This is a genomic window from Brevibacterium renqingii (assembly GCF_017808105.1).
GTDB classification, from domain to species: domain Bacteria; phylum Actinomycetota; class Actinomycetes; order Actinomycetales; family Brevibacteriaceae; genus Brevibacterium; species Brevibacterium renqingii.
The window spans coordinates 569,651-584,613 of the sequence record NZ_JADBHF010000001.1; the positions used below are offsets into that span (position 1 = coordinate 569,651).

Sequence of the window (14,963 nt, forward strand, 5' to 3'; positions counted from 1 at the left end):
GTGCGAACTTCAGAGTAGAAGGAGGGGCGGCCCGGCATGTGCTGGACCGCCCCTTTGACTGCGGCCAAGGTGACCGCCCGACTCAGATCAGAAGCTGGTCGGCGTCTGGCCGAACTTGTTCTTGCGTCCGGTCAGCGCGATCGCTGCACCACCGACGAGGAGGAGCATCGCCCCCGTTGTCAATCCGCCGAGGTCGGCACCCGTGCGAGGCAGCTGACTGCCGTCGTCGCTGCTGCCGCTGTCTCCGCTGTCTCCGCCGTCGCTTCCGCCGCTGTTGGCGCCCTCGGTGACCTTGAAGGAGTCCTTCATGGTGTCATCGCCGCAGGTGGCGGTCGCAGTGTACGAGCCGACGTAGGCCGAAGCGTCCGAGGATGTGCCGAATACGTTGACCGAGGCGCGGCCCTCATCGTCGGCCTTGACGGTGTTCTCGTAGGCCGTGACGTTGATGCCCTTCGGGTTGACCTCGAAGTGGACGTCAGCGCCAGGCTCGCAGTTCTCGACGGCGAGCGTGACGCCCTTCTCCTCGTTGGCGAAGTCCGTGGCCTCGATCGTCTTCGGCGACACCTTCAGGCTCGCCTCGGCGGGGGCTTCGGTCTCATCGTCGACGACGTTGATGTTGCCCTTGAGCGTCTCGGACTCGGTGCCTTCGCGTTCGATGGTGACTTCGAAGGGGACCTTTCCGACTTCGAGGCTGTCGGGGTTGCCGTCCCACCAGAGGTGGAGGACGTGGGCACCGTCGGCTTCGGCGGTCTCGGTCTTCCCGGTGAGGGAGTCCTTGATCTTGTCGCCCTTCTTCACGCCCGAGACAGTGACGGTCACGCCCTTGTCCTTGTCGGCGAGGTCCTCGGCGGTGATCTCCTTGGGGTCGACCGTGAGGGAGGCGTCGATCGGGTCGACGGCGTCCTCATCCTCGGTGACGGTGACCTCGACCGGGCCGGATTTCTCGCCGGTCTTGTCGTCGACGAAGGTGAGGGAGTACTTCCCGGCCTCCAGCGACTCGGGCGCAACCACAGCGCCTTCGACGTTGCCGTCCTCGTCGGCGCGGAGTTCATCGGTCTGAGGGGCGGCGGCGCGCTGCGTCTGGACGGCTGTGCCTTCGACGCTGATGGTTCCGTTCGAGGAGAATCCGGAACCGGTGAACTTGAGGCCGTCCTTCTTGAAGTCCTCGAGAGTGATCTTCTTCGACTCCAGCTTGACGGAGGGGTCGACCTCGGTGTCGTTGACGACGTTGATGGTGCCCTTGAGCGTTTCGGACTCGGTGCTTTCGCGGTCGATGGTGACTTCGAAGGGGACCGGCCCTTCTTCGAGGTCCGCGGGGTCGCCCTTGTAATAGACGGCGAAGGTGAAGGCTCCATCGGAGGGCACCGACTTCTGTTTATCCGTCAGCGAGTCCGTCACCTTATCGCCTTCCTCCAGGCCGGTGACGGTGATGTCGATACCCTTGCTTTCGTCTGCCAGATCTTCTGCAGTGATTTCGTCGGGTGAGACCTTGAGGGAGGCATCGATTGCGTCCTGTGCGTCGACGTCAACAGTTCCGGTCACCGTTTTGGTATCCGTGCCGGCGCGCAGGATATTGACGGCGAAGCTCCTGCTGCCGTCTTTGAGCGAATCGGCGTTTCCGGCATAGTGCAGTTTGAGCGTGGCGGTCGAGCCGGTGGCAGTCGTGGCCGGGCCCTTGAGGCCGGAGGCAGCCTCCACCTTGTCGCCCTTTTCGAGACCAGTGACCTTGACGTTGACGCCTTCGGCCAGCTCTTCGGCAGTGACTTCACCCGAGGGTGCCTGCACCGAGGCGTTGATCGGGTTGACCTTGTCCTTGTCGTCGTTGCCCTCATCCTTGGGGGAGGGGGCAGGCTTGGGATCGACCTTCTTCGGGGCCTTCGGCTTGTCGTCCTTCTTCTTGTCGGCCGCGTCCTCGGCCGCCTTCTTCTCCTTGGCAGCCTTCTCTTTTGCGGCCTTGGCCTCGGCAGCTTTCTCCTTGGCAGCCTTCTCCTGCGCGGCCTTGTCCTCAGCTGCCTTCTTCTCAGCTTCGGCCTTTTCCTTTTCCGCCTTCTCCTGCTCCGCCTTCTTGGCCTTCGCCTCGGCGGAATCGGACGACTGTGCGGATGGGGATTCCGCAGCGGCGACCGGGCTGGCGACGAGTCCCGTGAACGCGAGGGCGACTGCGGGCGCGAGGATGATCTTCTTCATTGGAGTGCCTTCAATCTGCTTTGAGGGGGTTCACATCTGAGACTCATCCTAGGTTCGAAGGAAACTCCAAACTATTTCTGTACGTTTTGTTCAGCGGCAATTCCGATAACGCTTTGATGAATTCGTGTAATCGTTTCGTGACCTACTATTTGGTAATCGCAAGTCCGGTGGAATCGTCTCGAGGACCTCAGACGGGCCAGGCATCGGCCCGGATCTGCTTGCGCTGTTCGACGGTGGGCACGCGGACCGTCAGGGCTGAGGGCCTGACCTCCATCTCCAGGTAGGACGACTGTCCGATCGGATCCCCGTCGAGCTGGACATCGAGTTCCTCCCTGGACTCGATGACAACCTTCTGGCACTTCCGGATGTTCGTGTGCAGGCCCTTCGACGCCCGTCGCCCCGCGATCGAAGCGAGCACCCCGACCCACTGGCCGAGGTTCTTCGGACTGACAATGAGCACATCGAGCATGCCGTCGTCGATGACCGCCTGCGGCAGCAGTTGGATCCCGCCCTGCAGCCTGCCGCAGTTCCCGCCGAGCACTGAACGCACCCGAGCCGAGATCCGGTAGTCGTCGTCGAAGGTCACCTTGACATGGCTCGGTTTGCCGGCGAGCTTCCTCGACCCCGCTTCCACGTAGGCCAGCCACCCCAGGCGGCTTTTGAGCTCATCGTTGGTGTCGGCCATGACCGCGGCATCGAAACCGAGCCCGGTCATCACGGTGAAGACATGGGAGTCGCCGTCGGCGGCGATCCTCGCCGCTCCCACGTCGATCTCCCGATTGCGGCCCCAGAGGGCGATCCGCAGCGCCCATTCGGTCTTGTCGAGCACGAGGTCGATGTTGCGAGCGAGCAGATTGCCGGTCCCCAAGGGCACGATCCCCATCGGTGTCGAGGACCCCGCCAGCGCCGAGGCGACCGCGCGGATGGTCCCGTCCCCGCCGGCGGCGATGACGACATCGACCCCTTCGTCGAGAGCGCGGATGGTCGCGCCCTCACCGGAGTCGTCGATGGTGGTCTCGAACACGAGAGGAGGATTCCATCCCTCGAAGCGGCAGATCGCCTCGGCGGTGGACGCGAGCCGTCGCACGTCGGTCTTCGTCGGATTGACGATGAGGGCGGCGCGATAGCGGGCCGCGTCACTGACCTCGGAGTCCGAGAGATTCGCAGGGTGGACGAATCGCCGAACCGAGTTGAGGGTGCGGCGGATGCCGGAACGGCGGCCGAGTAGGAAAGCGGCCACGAGCACGACGAGGGCGCAGACGACGATGCCCCAGGTCATCAGAGGATCCAACTCGATGGTCATGTCCCAAATCTACCGTGCCGAACTCGTGTGCGAGCTGAGGGCCGTATCCGTGCACGAGAGGGTGCCGACCCTCTGTGCGGGCTGAGGGTCGAATGTCGAAAACAGGTCCGGCCCGTTAAGCTGAGAGGGTGATCGATCTAGCGCTTCTCAGAGACAACCCGGCCCTGTTCAAGGCATCACAGGAGGCTCGCGGGGAATCCGTCGAGCTCATCGACGAGGTTCTCGCCGCCGATTCTGCGCGCCGTGCGGCCATCACGGCCTACGAGGACGCTCGGGCAGACCAGAAGTCCTTCTCGTCCCAGATCGCGAAGGCGCCGAAGGAGGACAAGCCTGCACTCATCGCAGAGGGCAAGCAGAAGTCCGAAGCCGTGAAGTCGCTGTCGGCCGAGTCCGAGGAGGCGAGCTTCGCCTTCGACCAGCTCGTGTCGAAGGTCCCGAACCTCATCATCGACGGCATCCCCGCAGGCGGCGAGGAGAATTTCGTCACCCTCAAGACCGTCGGCGAGCCCCGCGACTTCGCCCCCGACGGCTTCGAGCCGCTCGACCACCTCGAGATCGGTGAGAAGCTCGGGGCCATCGACACCGCGCGCGGCACCAAGGTCTCCGGCTCTCGTTTCCACTACCTCACCGGGTTCGGAGCGAAGCTCGAGATGGCGCTGCTCAACCTCGCCCGCGACGTCGCCGAGGAGGCCGGCTTCAGCCCGACCATCACTCCGACGCTGGTCCGCCCCGAGGTCATGCGCGGAACGGGGTTCCTCGGCGAGCACGCCGACGAGGTCTACCGTCTCGAGGCCGACGATCTGTTCCTCGTCGGCACTTCCGAAGTGCCGCTGGCCGGCTACCACATGGACGAGATCATCGACCTCGGCGAGGGGCCGCTGCGCTATGCGGGCATCTCCTCGTGTTACCGCCGGGAGGCCGGTTCCTACGGCAAGGACACCCGCGGCATCATCCGCGTCCACCAGTTCCAGAAGGTCGAGATGTTCTCCTACGTCCCGGTCGAGGACGCCGAGGCCGAGCACGAGCGGATGCTGAGCCTGCAGGAGAAGATGCTGGGCCTGTGCGAGCTGCCCTACCGGGTCATCGACACCGCGGCCGGCGACCTCGGCGACTCGGCCGCCCGCAAGTTCGACTGCGAGGCCTGGGTGCCGACTCAGGGCACCTACCGCGAGCTGACCTCGACCTCGAACTGCACGACCTTCCAGGCCCGCCGACTCCAGATCCGCGAACGCCACGAGGGAGCGACCCGTCCGGTCGCCACGCTCAACGGAACCATGGCCAACACCCGCTGGCTGGTGCCGATCCTCGAGAACCACCAGCAGGCGGACGGCTCGGTCACCGTGCCAGCGGCACTGCAGCCCTACCTCGGCGGCATGACCGCACAGGGACCGGAGGGCCCGCGCTACTGAGCGCAGGCGACACCGAAACCGACATTTCAGAGCTCAAGTTGGGAGACACATTGGCCCCGCACCTCATCGCACTCGACGTCGACGGCACGATCGTCGGCTACGACGGATCACTGTCGGAGTCGGTGAGGCGAGTGCTCGACCGGCTCGCCGAGGAGGGGCACCATCTCGTCATCTCCACCGGCCGCGCCCTGCCGGGTGCGCTCGAGGTCGTGCACGCACTGGGCATCGAACGCGGTTTCGTCGTGTGCTCGAACGGCTCCGTCGTCGTCCGCCTCGACCCAGAGCTGCCGCTGGGCTGGGAGATGCACCATGTGGTCTCCTTCGACCCGCGGGATGCGCTGGAGAAGATGCGCGAGGCGCTGCCCACCGCCCTCTTCCTCGTCGAGGACCCCGATCTGCACCGGTGGGCCTCCGCTGAGTTCCCGGCCGGTGAGCTCGCCGAGTCCGACACGCTCGACATCGTCGACTTCGACGAGCTGCTGACGAAGCGGGCCACCCGCATCGTCATGCGCGAGGTCAACGGGACGGCCGAGGAGTTCGCCGCCGCCGTCGACCGTCTCGGACTCCACGAGGTCAGCTACTCGGTGGGCTGGAGCAACTGGCTCGATATCGCCCCCGAGGGGATTTCGAAGGCCAGCGGTCTGGCCCTCGTGGCCACCGAACTCGGCGTGGACCATGAGCACACCGTCGGCGCCGGTGACGGGCTCAACGACCTCGAGATGATCGAGTGGGTCGCCCACGCGATCGTCATGGGCCAGGCGAAGGACGAGCTCAAGGCGCTGGCCACTGTGGTCACCGGCCGGATCGAAGACGATGGTCTGGCCACGGCGCTGGTCGACCACTTCGACCTCGACCGCACTCTGCTCGGCGCCGCGGGCTCGACCGACACCCGTCCCTGAGCTGCTGCCTGTGCCCTCAGGCAGTTCGAGAGGTCAGCGGCGCGCCCGAGCATCGAGGACCGCGTCGAGGTAGCGCGCGACCCCGTCCTCGTCGACCTCCTCGGTGACGGCCGCGGCGATCTCCTTGACCGAACCCAGGGCGTTTCCCATGGCGACCCCGTGCCCGGCCCAGGACAGCATCTCGATGTCATTGGGCATGTCCCCGAACGCCATCACCTGCGAGCGGGCCACGCCGAGGTGGTCGCACAGCTCCGACAGTGTCTTGGCTTTCGTGATCCCCGCCGGGGCGAGTTCGACGAGGCCGTTGTCAGGTTCGGAGAACGACGCATGGCAGGTGCCTTCGACGAGAGGGTCGAGGAGATCGTGCATCGCCTGCGAATCGCTCGTATCCAGTCGCACGAGCACCTTGACGACCTGCTGGCCGTGCAGTTCGGAGACATCGTCGATGACGCGAGCCTCGCGCGAGCGGCGGGTGACGAACTCCCGGTCGATGAATCCGCCGGTGAGCGTCTCGTAGGCGAACCGCGCCTCCGGATGCTCGGCCATGATCGCCGCAGTGATCTCGGCCAGAGTGTCCGAGTCGATGCTGTGGGCGTCGACGACGGTGTCCGAGGCGATGTCGTAGACGACGGCGCCGTTGAGGCAGACGACACGGCCGAGATCGGGGATCTGCTCGGCGATCGGGGCCAGCCAGCGGATCGGGCGGCCGGTGACGAGAACGAAGGGGATGCCAGCATCCTGGCAGCGATGGATCGCATCGATCGTCGTCGTCGAGATCGGTTTCCAGTCGAGCAGCAGTGTGCCGTCGATGTCACTGGCCACGAGGCCGAGTGAGAAGTCGTCAGGAGGCAGGCAGTCCGCAGAGATGGGAGGAGTCATGGTTGCTCCAGCCTAGCGAGATTCTCCTGCGCCCGCTCCAGCAGCTCCTCGGCGTCGGTGATGAAGCGTTCGGTCGCCCGCGCGCTCGAGCCGATCGGTCTGCCGGCCGGAGCCTCGGCGCGGGCCATCGAAGCGGCGAGGACCGCCTCGGCGACCTTCGATGATGCCTTCGTCAGCAGCTCAGGTGCGTCGCCGACGGCCCGGCGTGTGTACCCGGGCACGATCTGCCCCGTGACGGGATGCCGACGATGCAGCTGTGCGGTGATGTCGTCGACGACGGTGGCGAGTGAGTTGAGCCGGTGTGTGCCGTCGACGATGATGTCGATCGGGTCCTGCGCCGCGCCCTCGTTCGCCGAGGCGGGACCCGGGCCTCCGTCCGGAGTCGAGCCCGCGCCGTCACCGGCGGCCGCGACGCCGGCGGCACGGGACTCGTGGAGGGCCACGGCCGTGGTGTAGTAACGGTCGACGGCGCGGAGGAAACGGTCGCGGTTGTGCCGCCACAGGCCGGTGCCGAAGCGCTGGTCATCGTTGCCCGCAGCGTCGCCGCCGCGGTCCCTGGCGCGGCCGGCCTTCCTGCGCAGGCCCGCGAAGAAGCGCTTCACAGATAGTTGCCGGTGCCGCGGTCGTTCCGCTCCGCGGCCGATTTCTCGGCCGCTTCGCCCTTCGCGCCGGGCGGCGTCATGCCGGGGACGACCGCTCCCGGCGGCAGCTGGCCGCGGGCGGCGAGCTGCTGTGCCATCGCCTGCTGGGCCGCGATGGCGGTCTGTACGCCGTGGAAGAGGCCCTCGAGCCAGCCGACGAGCTGGGCCTGCGCGATGCGCAGCTCGGAGGTCGTCGGCGGGCCGTCCTGGGAGTCGAACGGGAGGTCGAGGCGTTCGAGCTCGGCGATGAGGTCCTTCGACAGGCCCTCTTCGAGCTCCTCGATGGAGCGGCGGTGGATCTCCGCGAGTCGCTCACGCCCCTTCTCGTCGAGTTCCGTGCTGCGGACCTCTTCGAGCAGCTGCTTGACCATGGTGCCCACGCGCATCACCTTCGCCGGTGATGAGACGTCTGCCTCCCGCCCCTCGGTCTGGGCCGGATCGTCTTCGCCGAGGTTCTCATCCCGTTCGGGGGTCCCGGTCATGCTTGCTCACCTTCTGCATCGGCGACGAGGAGGATCTTGCCGATGTTCGCTCCGTCCTCCAGCGCCTGATGTGCGCGGGACGCATCGGCCAGCGGCATGGTCTCGTGGATGATGGGGCGGATGTCGCCTGAGACCACGGCCGGCCACAGATGCTGGGCCACCTCGGCGACGATGGCGATCTTCTGCTCCTTCGGCCGGGCGCGCAGGGTCGTGGCGGACACCGATTTGCGCGGCTGCATGAGCCAGCCGAGGTTGATCTCCGTCTTCGTTCCGCCCTGCATGCCGATGATGACGAGTCGACCGTCGGCGGCCAGCGCCTTGATATTGCGTTCGAGGTACTTCGCACCGATGATGTCGAGGATGACATCGGCGCCGGTCGAACCGTCCTCGTGGACGCAGATCTCATGGGCGCGGGCGACGAAGTCCTCTTCGCGGTAGTTGATGACGGCGTCGGCGCCGAGCTCGCGGCAGAACTCGGCCTTCCTCTCGGATCCGACGGTGACGGCGATCTTCACGCCGAGGTGGCGCGCGATCTGGATCGCGGCCGTGCCGATTCCCGAACCTCCGCCGTGGACGAGCAGCCATTCGCCTGCTGTGACTCGTCCGCGGCCGACGATGTTCGACCACACGGTGGCGAGCACTTCGGGCAGGGCGGCCGCCTTCGTGAGGTCGAAGTCATCGGGGACGGGAAGGAGCTGACCCGCGGGAACGGGGACCGCCTCGGCGTAGCCTCCGCCCGACAGCAGGGCCGCGACTCGGTCGCCGACCGCCCAGCCGGTCACGGCTGAGCCGAGCTTCTCGATCGTGCCGGAGACCTCGAGGCCGGGGATTGTGGTCGCGCCGGGCGGGGGATCGTAGAAGCCCCTGCGCTGCAGCAGATCGGCCCGGTTGACGCCCGCGGCGTGGACCCGGACGAGCACCTCGTCGGCGGAGATGTCGGGGGTCGGCTCATCGGTGACCTGGAGAACCTCGGGGTCACCTGGGGAGGAGATCGTGATTGCTCGCATGCCTCCACTCTAGTGGCTGACGGTGCCACGGGGCAGGGGCGTTCAGCGGCGGGGACAAGCGTTCACTTCTGCTGCTCTGCGAGCTCTGCGTCCGCTCTGTCGGACTCCGGCGGCTCCTTCGCCGCGCGACGCATCGCCGCGATCCCTTCGATCGAGACGAGGATGCTCGACCCGATGATGACGATGTCGATGGCCAGAAGCAGCCAGTCCGGGCCGGCCGGGTCGGCGAACGAGACGAGCTGTTCGATCGCAGCCCAGAACGAGAGGACGAAGACGAAAGCCAGGGGGATCAGAGCGGGCCAGGGGTTCCGACGCTTGCGGATGAGGATCACGGCGATGACGATCAGCGTGAGTGCGGCCAGCAGCTGGTTCGTGGTGCCGAACAGCGGCCAGATGCGCATACCGCCCTCTCCGCTCATTCCCTGTGAGAACGTCAGACCGCCGCCGAGGACCAGCACCACGACAGTGGCAGGCACCTTCGACAGCCGGATGTTCATGTTTCCGCCGATCTCCTGGACGACATAACGCATGAGCCGGACGACCGTATCGAGCGTGGTCGCGGCGAACAGCACCGCCATCGTCGCCAAGACGGTTGCGCTCAGCCCTGCGGGCAATCCGATCCCGGTCTCCAGCAGCATGCCGCCTCCTTCGACGAACGACTGGACACCGGCATCGCCGAACTTGCTGTAGACCTCTTCCCACTCGGAGACTGTGCGGTAGCCGCCCGCGATCGCGAGGATGGACCCCAGCGCCAACATTCCCTCTCCGACGGCACCGAAATATCCGACGAATCGTGCATCGGTCTCCGAGTTGAGCTGTTTGGCGGTGGTTCCGGATGCGATGACACCGTGGAAGCCCGAGATGGCACCGCAGGCGATCGTGACGAAGAGGAGGGGGAGGATGCTCGGCGTGCCCGCGGGCAGATCGGTGTTGATGGCAGGAGCGACCAGCTCGTGTCCGCTGCCGAAGAACGCAGAGGTGATGACAGCGCCGTAGAGGAGGATGAGGGCGATGAAGAGCTGGACGCCGTTGATGTAGTCGCGGGGCTGCAGCAGCACCCAGACGGGCAGTACGGAAGCGATTCCGCAGTAGACGAGCAGGACGATGATCCACAGGGCCGTAGGTTCGAGCCCGAGGAACGAGTCCGGCATCGACACCGGGAACCGGTCGCCGAGGAGGATGAGTGCATAGAGGGCGGCGACTCCGACGATCGTGACGGGAATGAGGGGCCACCGCAGTTTGTAGATCGCCACACCGACGAGCAAGGCTACGCCGATAGCGCCCCAGGAGGGGATGACCGAGGAAGGCAGCGCTACGAGCAGATCGGTGATGACGACGGAGAACGCGGCGATGACCATGAACCCGAGAATGAAGATGACCAGGAGGAAGAGCGCGGCTCCGCGTCTGCCGATGTAGCGAGCCGACAGCGCCGCAATGGTCTGTCCCCTGTTCCTCGTCGAGGCCCACAGGGAGCCGAGGTCATGCATTCCCGCGAAGAAGATCGTTCCGATGGTGACCCAGAGGAATGCCGGCAGCCACCCCCAGATCATGGCGATGGCAGGTCCCACGATGGGAGCGGCTCCTGCCACGGAGGTGAAGTGGTGACCCCAGAGGATGAATCTGTTGGTGGGCACGTAGTCGACGTTGTCGCGCAGTTCATGCGCCGGCGTCGCGAATCCACCGTCGAGCCGGTAGATCCGTCTGGACAGATACTTCGAGTAGAACAGGTACCCGAATGCGAAGATCGCGGCTCCGAGCAGGAGAAGCAGTACGGGACTCATCTTTGAATTCCTTTCGGCGACTGGACGAAGTCGTCGTCCTCACCCGGCTGCAGGTGGGTTGTGACCCGGTCAGGATCTGTTGTTTCGTTGCATCCTAGCAAGCGTTCTTCTTCCTGGAGCCCCCTGTTCGCCTCCGACAGTGTCCGGATCCCTGTGGCCGGTCACAGTTCCCCTCCGGTGCTGGTCGGGAATGCAGACAGTGGTCGCAATCGGACACCTCCGGCGAGCAGAAGTATCCGATTGCGACCACCGTTCGGGTCGAGCTCCGCCCCGCCCCGCCCCGGGTCTTAAGCGAAGAGGCGGAACATCGGCGAATTCTGGTGCACGCGCTCGACCTCGATCGACGAGGCCTCCATCCGCTCGAGCAGGTTCGGCAGGTCCTCGGCATAGCCGAGCTGGATGCCGACGAAGGCCGGTCCGGTCTCCCTGTCGGAGCGTTTGACGTACTCGAACATCGCGATGTCGTCCTCGGGGCCGAGCACCTCGTTGAGGAACCGGCGCAGGGCTCCGGGCTCCTGCGGGAAGTCGACGATGAAGTAGTGCTTGAGGCCCTCGTGGACGAGGGAGCGTTCGAGGATCTCGGGATAGCGGGAGATGTCGTTGTTGCCCCCGGAGACCAGGCACACCACGGTCGAGCCGGGTTCGATGGTGATCGGCTTGTCCGAATCCGGACCGCCGATGCCGGCAGAGGCCAGGGCGCCGGAGGGTTCGGCGATGATGCCGTCGACCTGGTACATGTCGAGCATCTCGGTGGCCACGGCACCCTCGGCGACGGGACGGATGTCGAGGCCGAGCTCGGAGACGACGTCGAAGGTCAGCGCGCCGGCGCGTTTGACCGCGGTGCCGTCGGCGAACCGGTCGATGTTCTCCAGAGTCACGGGGTGGCCGGCCTTGAGCGCGGCGATCATCGAGGCGGCTCCGGCGGGTTCGGCACCGATGATCTTCGTGTTCGGCATGCGCTCGGCAGCGTAAGCGGCGATGCCGGCGATGACTCCGCCGCCGCCGACAGGAACGATGATGTAGTCCGGGTCGGTCCCGAGCTGCGCGTGGATCTCCGCGCCGACGGTGCCCTGACCGGCGATAGTGCGACGATCGTCGAAGGCCGAGACCAGGAGGGCGTCATTGCGTTCGGCGAAGCGATGGGCCAGGGCGGAGGCGTCGTCGTAGGTGGAGCCTGCGATCTCGATGGTCACCTGCTCGCCGCCGAAGTGGCGTACGCGCTCGATCTTCTGCTTCGGAGTGGTCTTGGGCACGAAGATCGTGCCCTGGATGCCGAGCTCCTTGCAGGCGCGGGCGAATCCCTGCGCATGATTGCCCGCCGAGGCGCAGACGACTCCACGGGCCCGTTCGTCGGCGTCGAGCTGGAGCATGAAGTTGAACGCCCCGCGGATCTTGTAGGAGCGCACCATCTGGAGGTCCTCGCGCTTGAGGTAGATGGTCGACCCGGTCGCGGCCGTCAGCCGCTCGCAGATCTGAAGTGGTGACAGGATGACGGAATCGGCGATTCGAGACGCAGCGGCCTCGACCTCGTCGGCGAGTGTGAGCTTCTGGAGTGTCATGTCTGTTTGAACCACCAGACCATTGTGCGCCTTCTGTCTTGCCATTTGGCAACTCGTATCGACATAAGGACAGCAGATGTGCAGCAATCGAACCGCGAGAAGGGCCCTCGGCGACCGCGCCGGAGCCTCCGCGCTCGCCTCGAATCCGTCGCGATCCCGCCTGATTACGGCACGGGCTTGGGGGTTTCGGGTGCGCCATGATCGGTGATCGCCCCATATCATGATTGGATGGAGGATGCCCGTAATCCCTTCAAGGAGACGACATGGCCATCAGCAGTGAGCTCGAACAACTGTTAGCCAGCTGGATACCTCGGCAGCCGTGGTTCCCCAAGCTCGCTGCAGATTTCGGGAACGACCCCGACATCACCCCGATGTCGGTGGCCCGCGCGTTCACTTACACCGCCGAGGAACTCGGCGGCTTCGTCGGTCTCGTGACCGTGATCTCCGTCGGCGATGGTCCGACCCTGCGCCGGCTCAACATTCCGCTGACCCTGCGCGGCGCCGAGGACATGCACCTGCGTCATGCTCTCATCGGGCAGATCGACGACCTCGCCCTGGGGCCTGTGTACGTCTACGACGGTGCCGCGGACCCCGTGTTCGTCAATCTCATGGCCGATGCCATCACCAAACGCAAGGTCTTCGACGGCGGGCAGCTGTCGACCGAATCGCTTCGCCACAGCCTGGAGAAGACCGAGGCCCGGGATCGGGCGCCGATGCCCTTCCCCGTATCCGCGAACGGCACGCCCGCCTCGGCGAAGTCATCGTCGACAGCCACCCCCGCCGAGGTGGTTCCCCCGAAGCCGTCCAAGGCCGCCATCGAGGTCGCCGAAGGCGATGAGCTGCCGGTCGCCATCCGACCGATCGAGGTCGCGGACTCCGGGCCGCACAAATCCACCGTCATCATCCACGACGAATACGAGCCGCTGGAGCTCAGCTTCTTCCGGGTGCTCGAGAACGGGATGCCATCCTCGCTGACGATCCCGGTCCTCCTCACCGAGGCGGGTTCGCGCAGCGTGCCCGAAGTCATCGGCTGGGGCTCGGGGCGCTGGTACGACATGTTCGAGGTCCAGGAGATGGAGGCGCCGATGGCGCTGCTGTCCCACGTCGACGTCGAGGCCGAACCCGCTTGGCGCGAAGCCGTCGACACTGTCTGCGCCGTCGACTCCGGATCGATCGGAGCCTACAACGCCCACGCCGCCGATATGGGGCGGCGCATCGGCGAACTCCACGCGGACATGGCCGCCGAATTCGGCATCGTCGAAGGCGGAGGCGAACCGACCAAGCAGCTGGTGCAGAAGTGGATCGAACGCATCGACTGGGCGATCGGCCGTGCTCCGCTGGCGCTGGATTCGCTGGTTCCCGAACTGCGGGCCCACCGGGCGAAGGTGCAGGGACTCGAGACGATCGGCACTCTGCAGAAGATCCACGGCGAGCTGACTTTGGACCATGTAGTCAGCTCACCGTCCGACGGCTATTCGGTCGTGAAGTTCACGGATTCGACGAACTCCGATCCGAAGCCCCCGGCGCTCGACCTCGTGGCCCTGCTGCGCAGCATCGACTACGCTGCCGGGTTCGCCCGCCTGCAGCGCACCGACGCGCTCGACTCCGAAGACGGATCGCTGGTCGTCAACGGCTTCGGCAACGACCCGTCAGCACTGCGCGCGATCTTCGACTCCCCGGAATACCTGTGGGCCTCGCAGGTGCAGAACTCGCTGCTGTCCGGCTATTCCCGGGCACGTGGAGAGAGCGTCGGGTTGAATGACCCGGTGCTGCGGGCCGCCCTCGTCGACCGTCTGCTCGTCGAGGTTGTCACCGAACTGCGCAATCGCCCGAATTGGCTCTCCGTGCCGTTGGCCACGCTCACCCTCGTGCTCAAGGGCAAGCCCGCCCGCGCCGAGGCGGAGCCCGTCGCAGCCGCGTCCGTTGAAGAGCCGGAGGCGGCGGAGTCGAGCACTGCGCCCAGGGGCACCGCCGGCGCCGTCGCTGCCGCGATTTCGACCGCCGATACCGAGGGCGCAGATGCGGGCTCGGTGGCAGACGTCGACAGCGCTGAGTCCTCGGATGCGGATGGTGCTGAACCCCCGGTCGCCGACACCGCGGAGAACACGGTCGCTGCGAACGTCGCGCCGGACATCGACGACGAGGCCGACTCCACTGTCGCGCCGCCTCACGACGATGCCGGTGGCGAAACCGTCGATGACGAGGACTTCGCCGACGAGGAGGAGGCGGAAGCTCCCGTCCAGCGCGTCCCTGCGACATTCGCCGCCCGAGGTGCCACCTCCGAGGACGCCGACAGCACCGGTCACGACGTCGCCAAGCCGGCCAAACCGGCGGAGGCTCCGAAACTCGGCAAGACCTGGAGCGAACGCTCCCACGGTTCCGACGACGAAGCCGGAAAAGGACCGAACCGTGAGGCCAGAAGGGCGGACAAGGGAACGGAGCCGACCCAGGGTTCGGTGTTCGACGACCTCCTGGGCACGGCGCGGAAGCGGGACAGGATGAAGAAGCGAAAGCAGGACTGACCGCGTCCGGAGCCGAGTCACGCGATTGGCAGATGCCATTCCAGTTGTGAGAAACTATGGTGGCTCGACCTCGTGTCGGGCAGGCCGGGTTCGCCTCCATCCATGCACCATCGAGGGTGAACCAAGGGAAGCGTGTCCGAGCGGCCGAAGGAGACGGTCTTGAAAACCGTTGTGCGGCAACCCCGCACCGTGGGTTCGAATCCCACCGCTTCCGCCGTGTGATGTCCCACGTCATCGTTCACTCGATGGCGTGGGACATTTCTTGTTTCTGACTCTGGTATGTCTCATGACATC

11 protein-coding genes and 1 tRNA gene are annotated in these 14,963 nt (G+C 65.9%); 4 read left to right on the plus strand and 8 right to left on the minus strand.

The genetic code is table 11. From position 1 onward, the window contains the following. Nucleotides 1–87 precede the first annotated feature (87 nt). Together IHE57_RS02415 and IHE57_RS02420 are read right to left on the minus strand one after the other, a co-directional pair. Nucleotides 88–2,187 carry a hypothetical protein gene (locus IHE57_RS02415; RefSeq protein WP_209323998.1) on the minus strand — a complete coding sequence of 700 codons (2,100 nt, stop codon included), beginning with the start codon at nt 2,185–2,187 and terminating at the stop codon, nt 88–90. A 187-nt stretch (nt 2,188–2,374) separates the two neighbouring features. Then, nucleotides 2,375–3,490: a diacylglycerol/lipid kinase family protein gene (locus IHE57_RS02420; RefSeq protein WP_253719832.1), complete on the minus strand. Its 1,116-nt coding sequence runs from the start codon at nt 3,488–3,490 to the stop codon at nt 2,375–2,377. Nucleotides 3,491–3,618: 128 nt separating this feature from the next. Here IHE57_RS02420 and serS point away from each other — a divergent pair, with 128 nt between their 5' ends. Together serS and IHE57_RS02430 are read left to right on the plus strand one after the other, a co-directional pair. Then, nucleotides 3,619–4,899, plus strand: a complete 1,281-nt coding sequence (gene serS / locus IHE57_RS02425) for a serine--tRNA ligase (protein WP_209370528.1) — start codon at nt 3,619–3,621, stop codon at nt 4,897–4,899. Between the two features lie 38 nt (nt 4,900–4,937). Continuing rightward, on the plus strand, nt 4,938–5,798 hold the full coding sequence (locus IHE57_RS02430) for an HAD family hydrolase (RefSeq protein WP_366933830.1): 861 nt from the start codon (nt 4,938–4,940) through the stop codon (nt 5,796–5,798). A gap of 33 nt (nt 5,799–5,831) precedes the next feature. Here IHE57_RS02430 and IHE57_RS02435 read toward each other — a convergent pair whose 3' ends face one another. From IHE57_RS02435 to ilvA, 6 genes are all read right to left on the minus strand, one after another. After that, nucleotides 5,832–6,677 carry an HAD family hydrolase gene (locus tag IHE57_RS02435; RefSeq protein ID WP_209370530.1) on the minus strand — a complete coding sequence of 282 codons (846 nt, stop codon included), beginning with the start codon at nt 6,675–6,677 and terminating at the stop codon, nt 5,832–5,834. After that, complete coding sequence (locus IHE57_RS02440; protein WP_366933831.1) at nt 6,674–7,279, minus strand: hypothetical protein; 606 nt, start codon at nt 7,277–7,279, stop codon at nt 6,674–6,676. The genes IHE57_RS02435 and IHE57_RS02440 overlap by 4 nt, the downstream gene beginning before the upstream one ends. After that, on the minus strand, nt 7,276–7,800 hold the full coding sequence (locus tag IHE57_RS02445; RefSeq protein ID WP_209370532.1) for a proteasome activator: 525 nt from the start codon (nt 7,798–7,800) through the stop codon (nt 7,276–7,278). The genes IHE57_RS02440 and IHE57_RS02445 overlap by 4 nt, the downstream gene beginning before the upstream one ends. Beyond that, the gene (locus IHE57_RS02450) at nt 7,797–8,807 is read right to left on the minus strand and encodes an NAD(P)H-quinone oxidoreductase (RefSeq protein ID WP_209370534.1); all 1,011 of its coding nucleotides are present in this window, start codon (nt 8,805–8,807) and stop codon (nt 7,797–7,799) included. Before IHE57_RS02450 ends, IHE57_RS02445 begins: the two co-directional genes overlap by 4 nt. A 62-nt stretch (nt 8,808–8,869) precedes the next feature. Then, nucleotides 8,870–10,588 carry a carbon starvation CstA family protein gene (locus IHE57_RS02455; protein WP_209370536.1) on the minus strand — a complete coding sequence of 573 codons (1,719 nt, stop codon included), beginning with the start codon at nt 10,586–10,588 and terminating at the stop codon, nt 8,870–8,872. 287 nt (nt 10,589–10,875) lie between these two features. Next, entirely contained in the window at nt 10,876–12,147 is a 1,272-nt protein-coding gene (gene ilvA / locus IHE57_RS02460; RefSeq protein WP_209370613.1) for a threonine ammonia-lyase IlvA, read from the minus strand. 263 nt (nt 12,148–12,410) lie between these two features. Here ilvA and IHE57_RS02465 point away from each other — a divergent pair, with 263 nt between their 5' ends. Next, complete coding sequence (locus IHE57_RS02465; protein WP_209370540.1) at nt 12,411–14,669, plus strand: maltokinase N-terminal cap-like domain-containing protein; 2,259 nt, start codon at nt 12,411–12,413, stop codon at nt 14,667–14,669. 126 nt (nt 14,670–14,795) lie between these two features. After that, a tRNA-Ser gene (locus IHE57_RS02470) sits at nt 14,796–14,883 on the plus strand. The last annotated feature ends 80 nt before the right edge of the window (nt 14,884–14,963 follow it).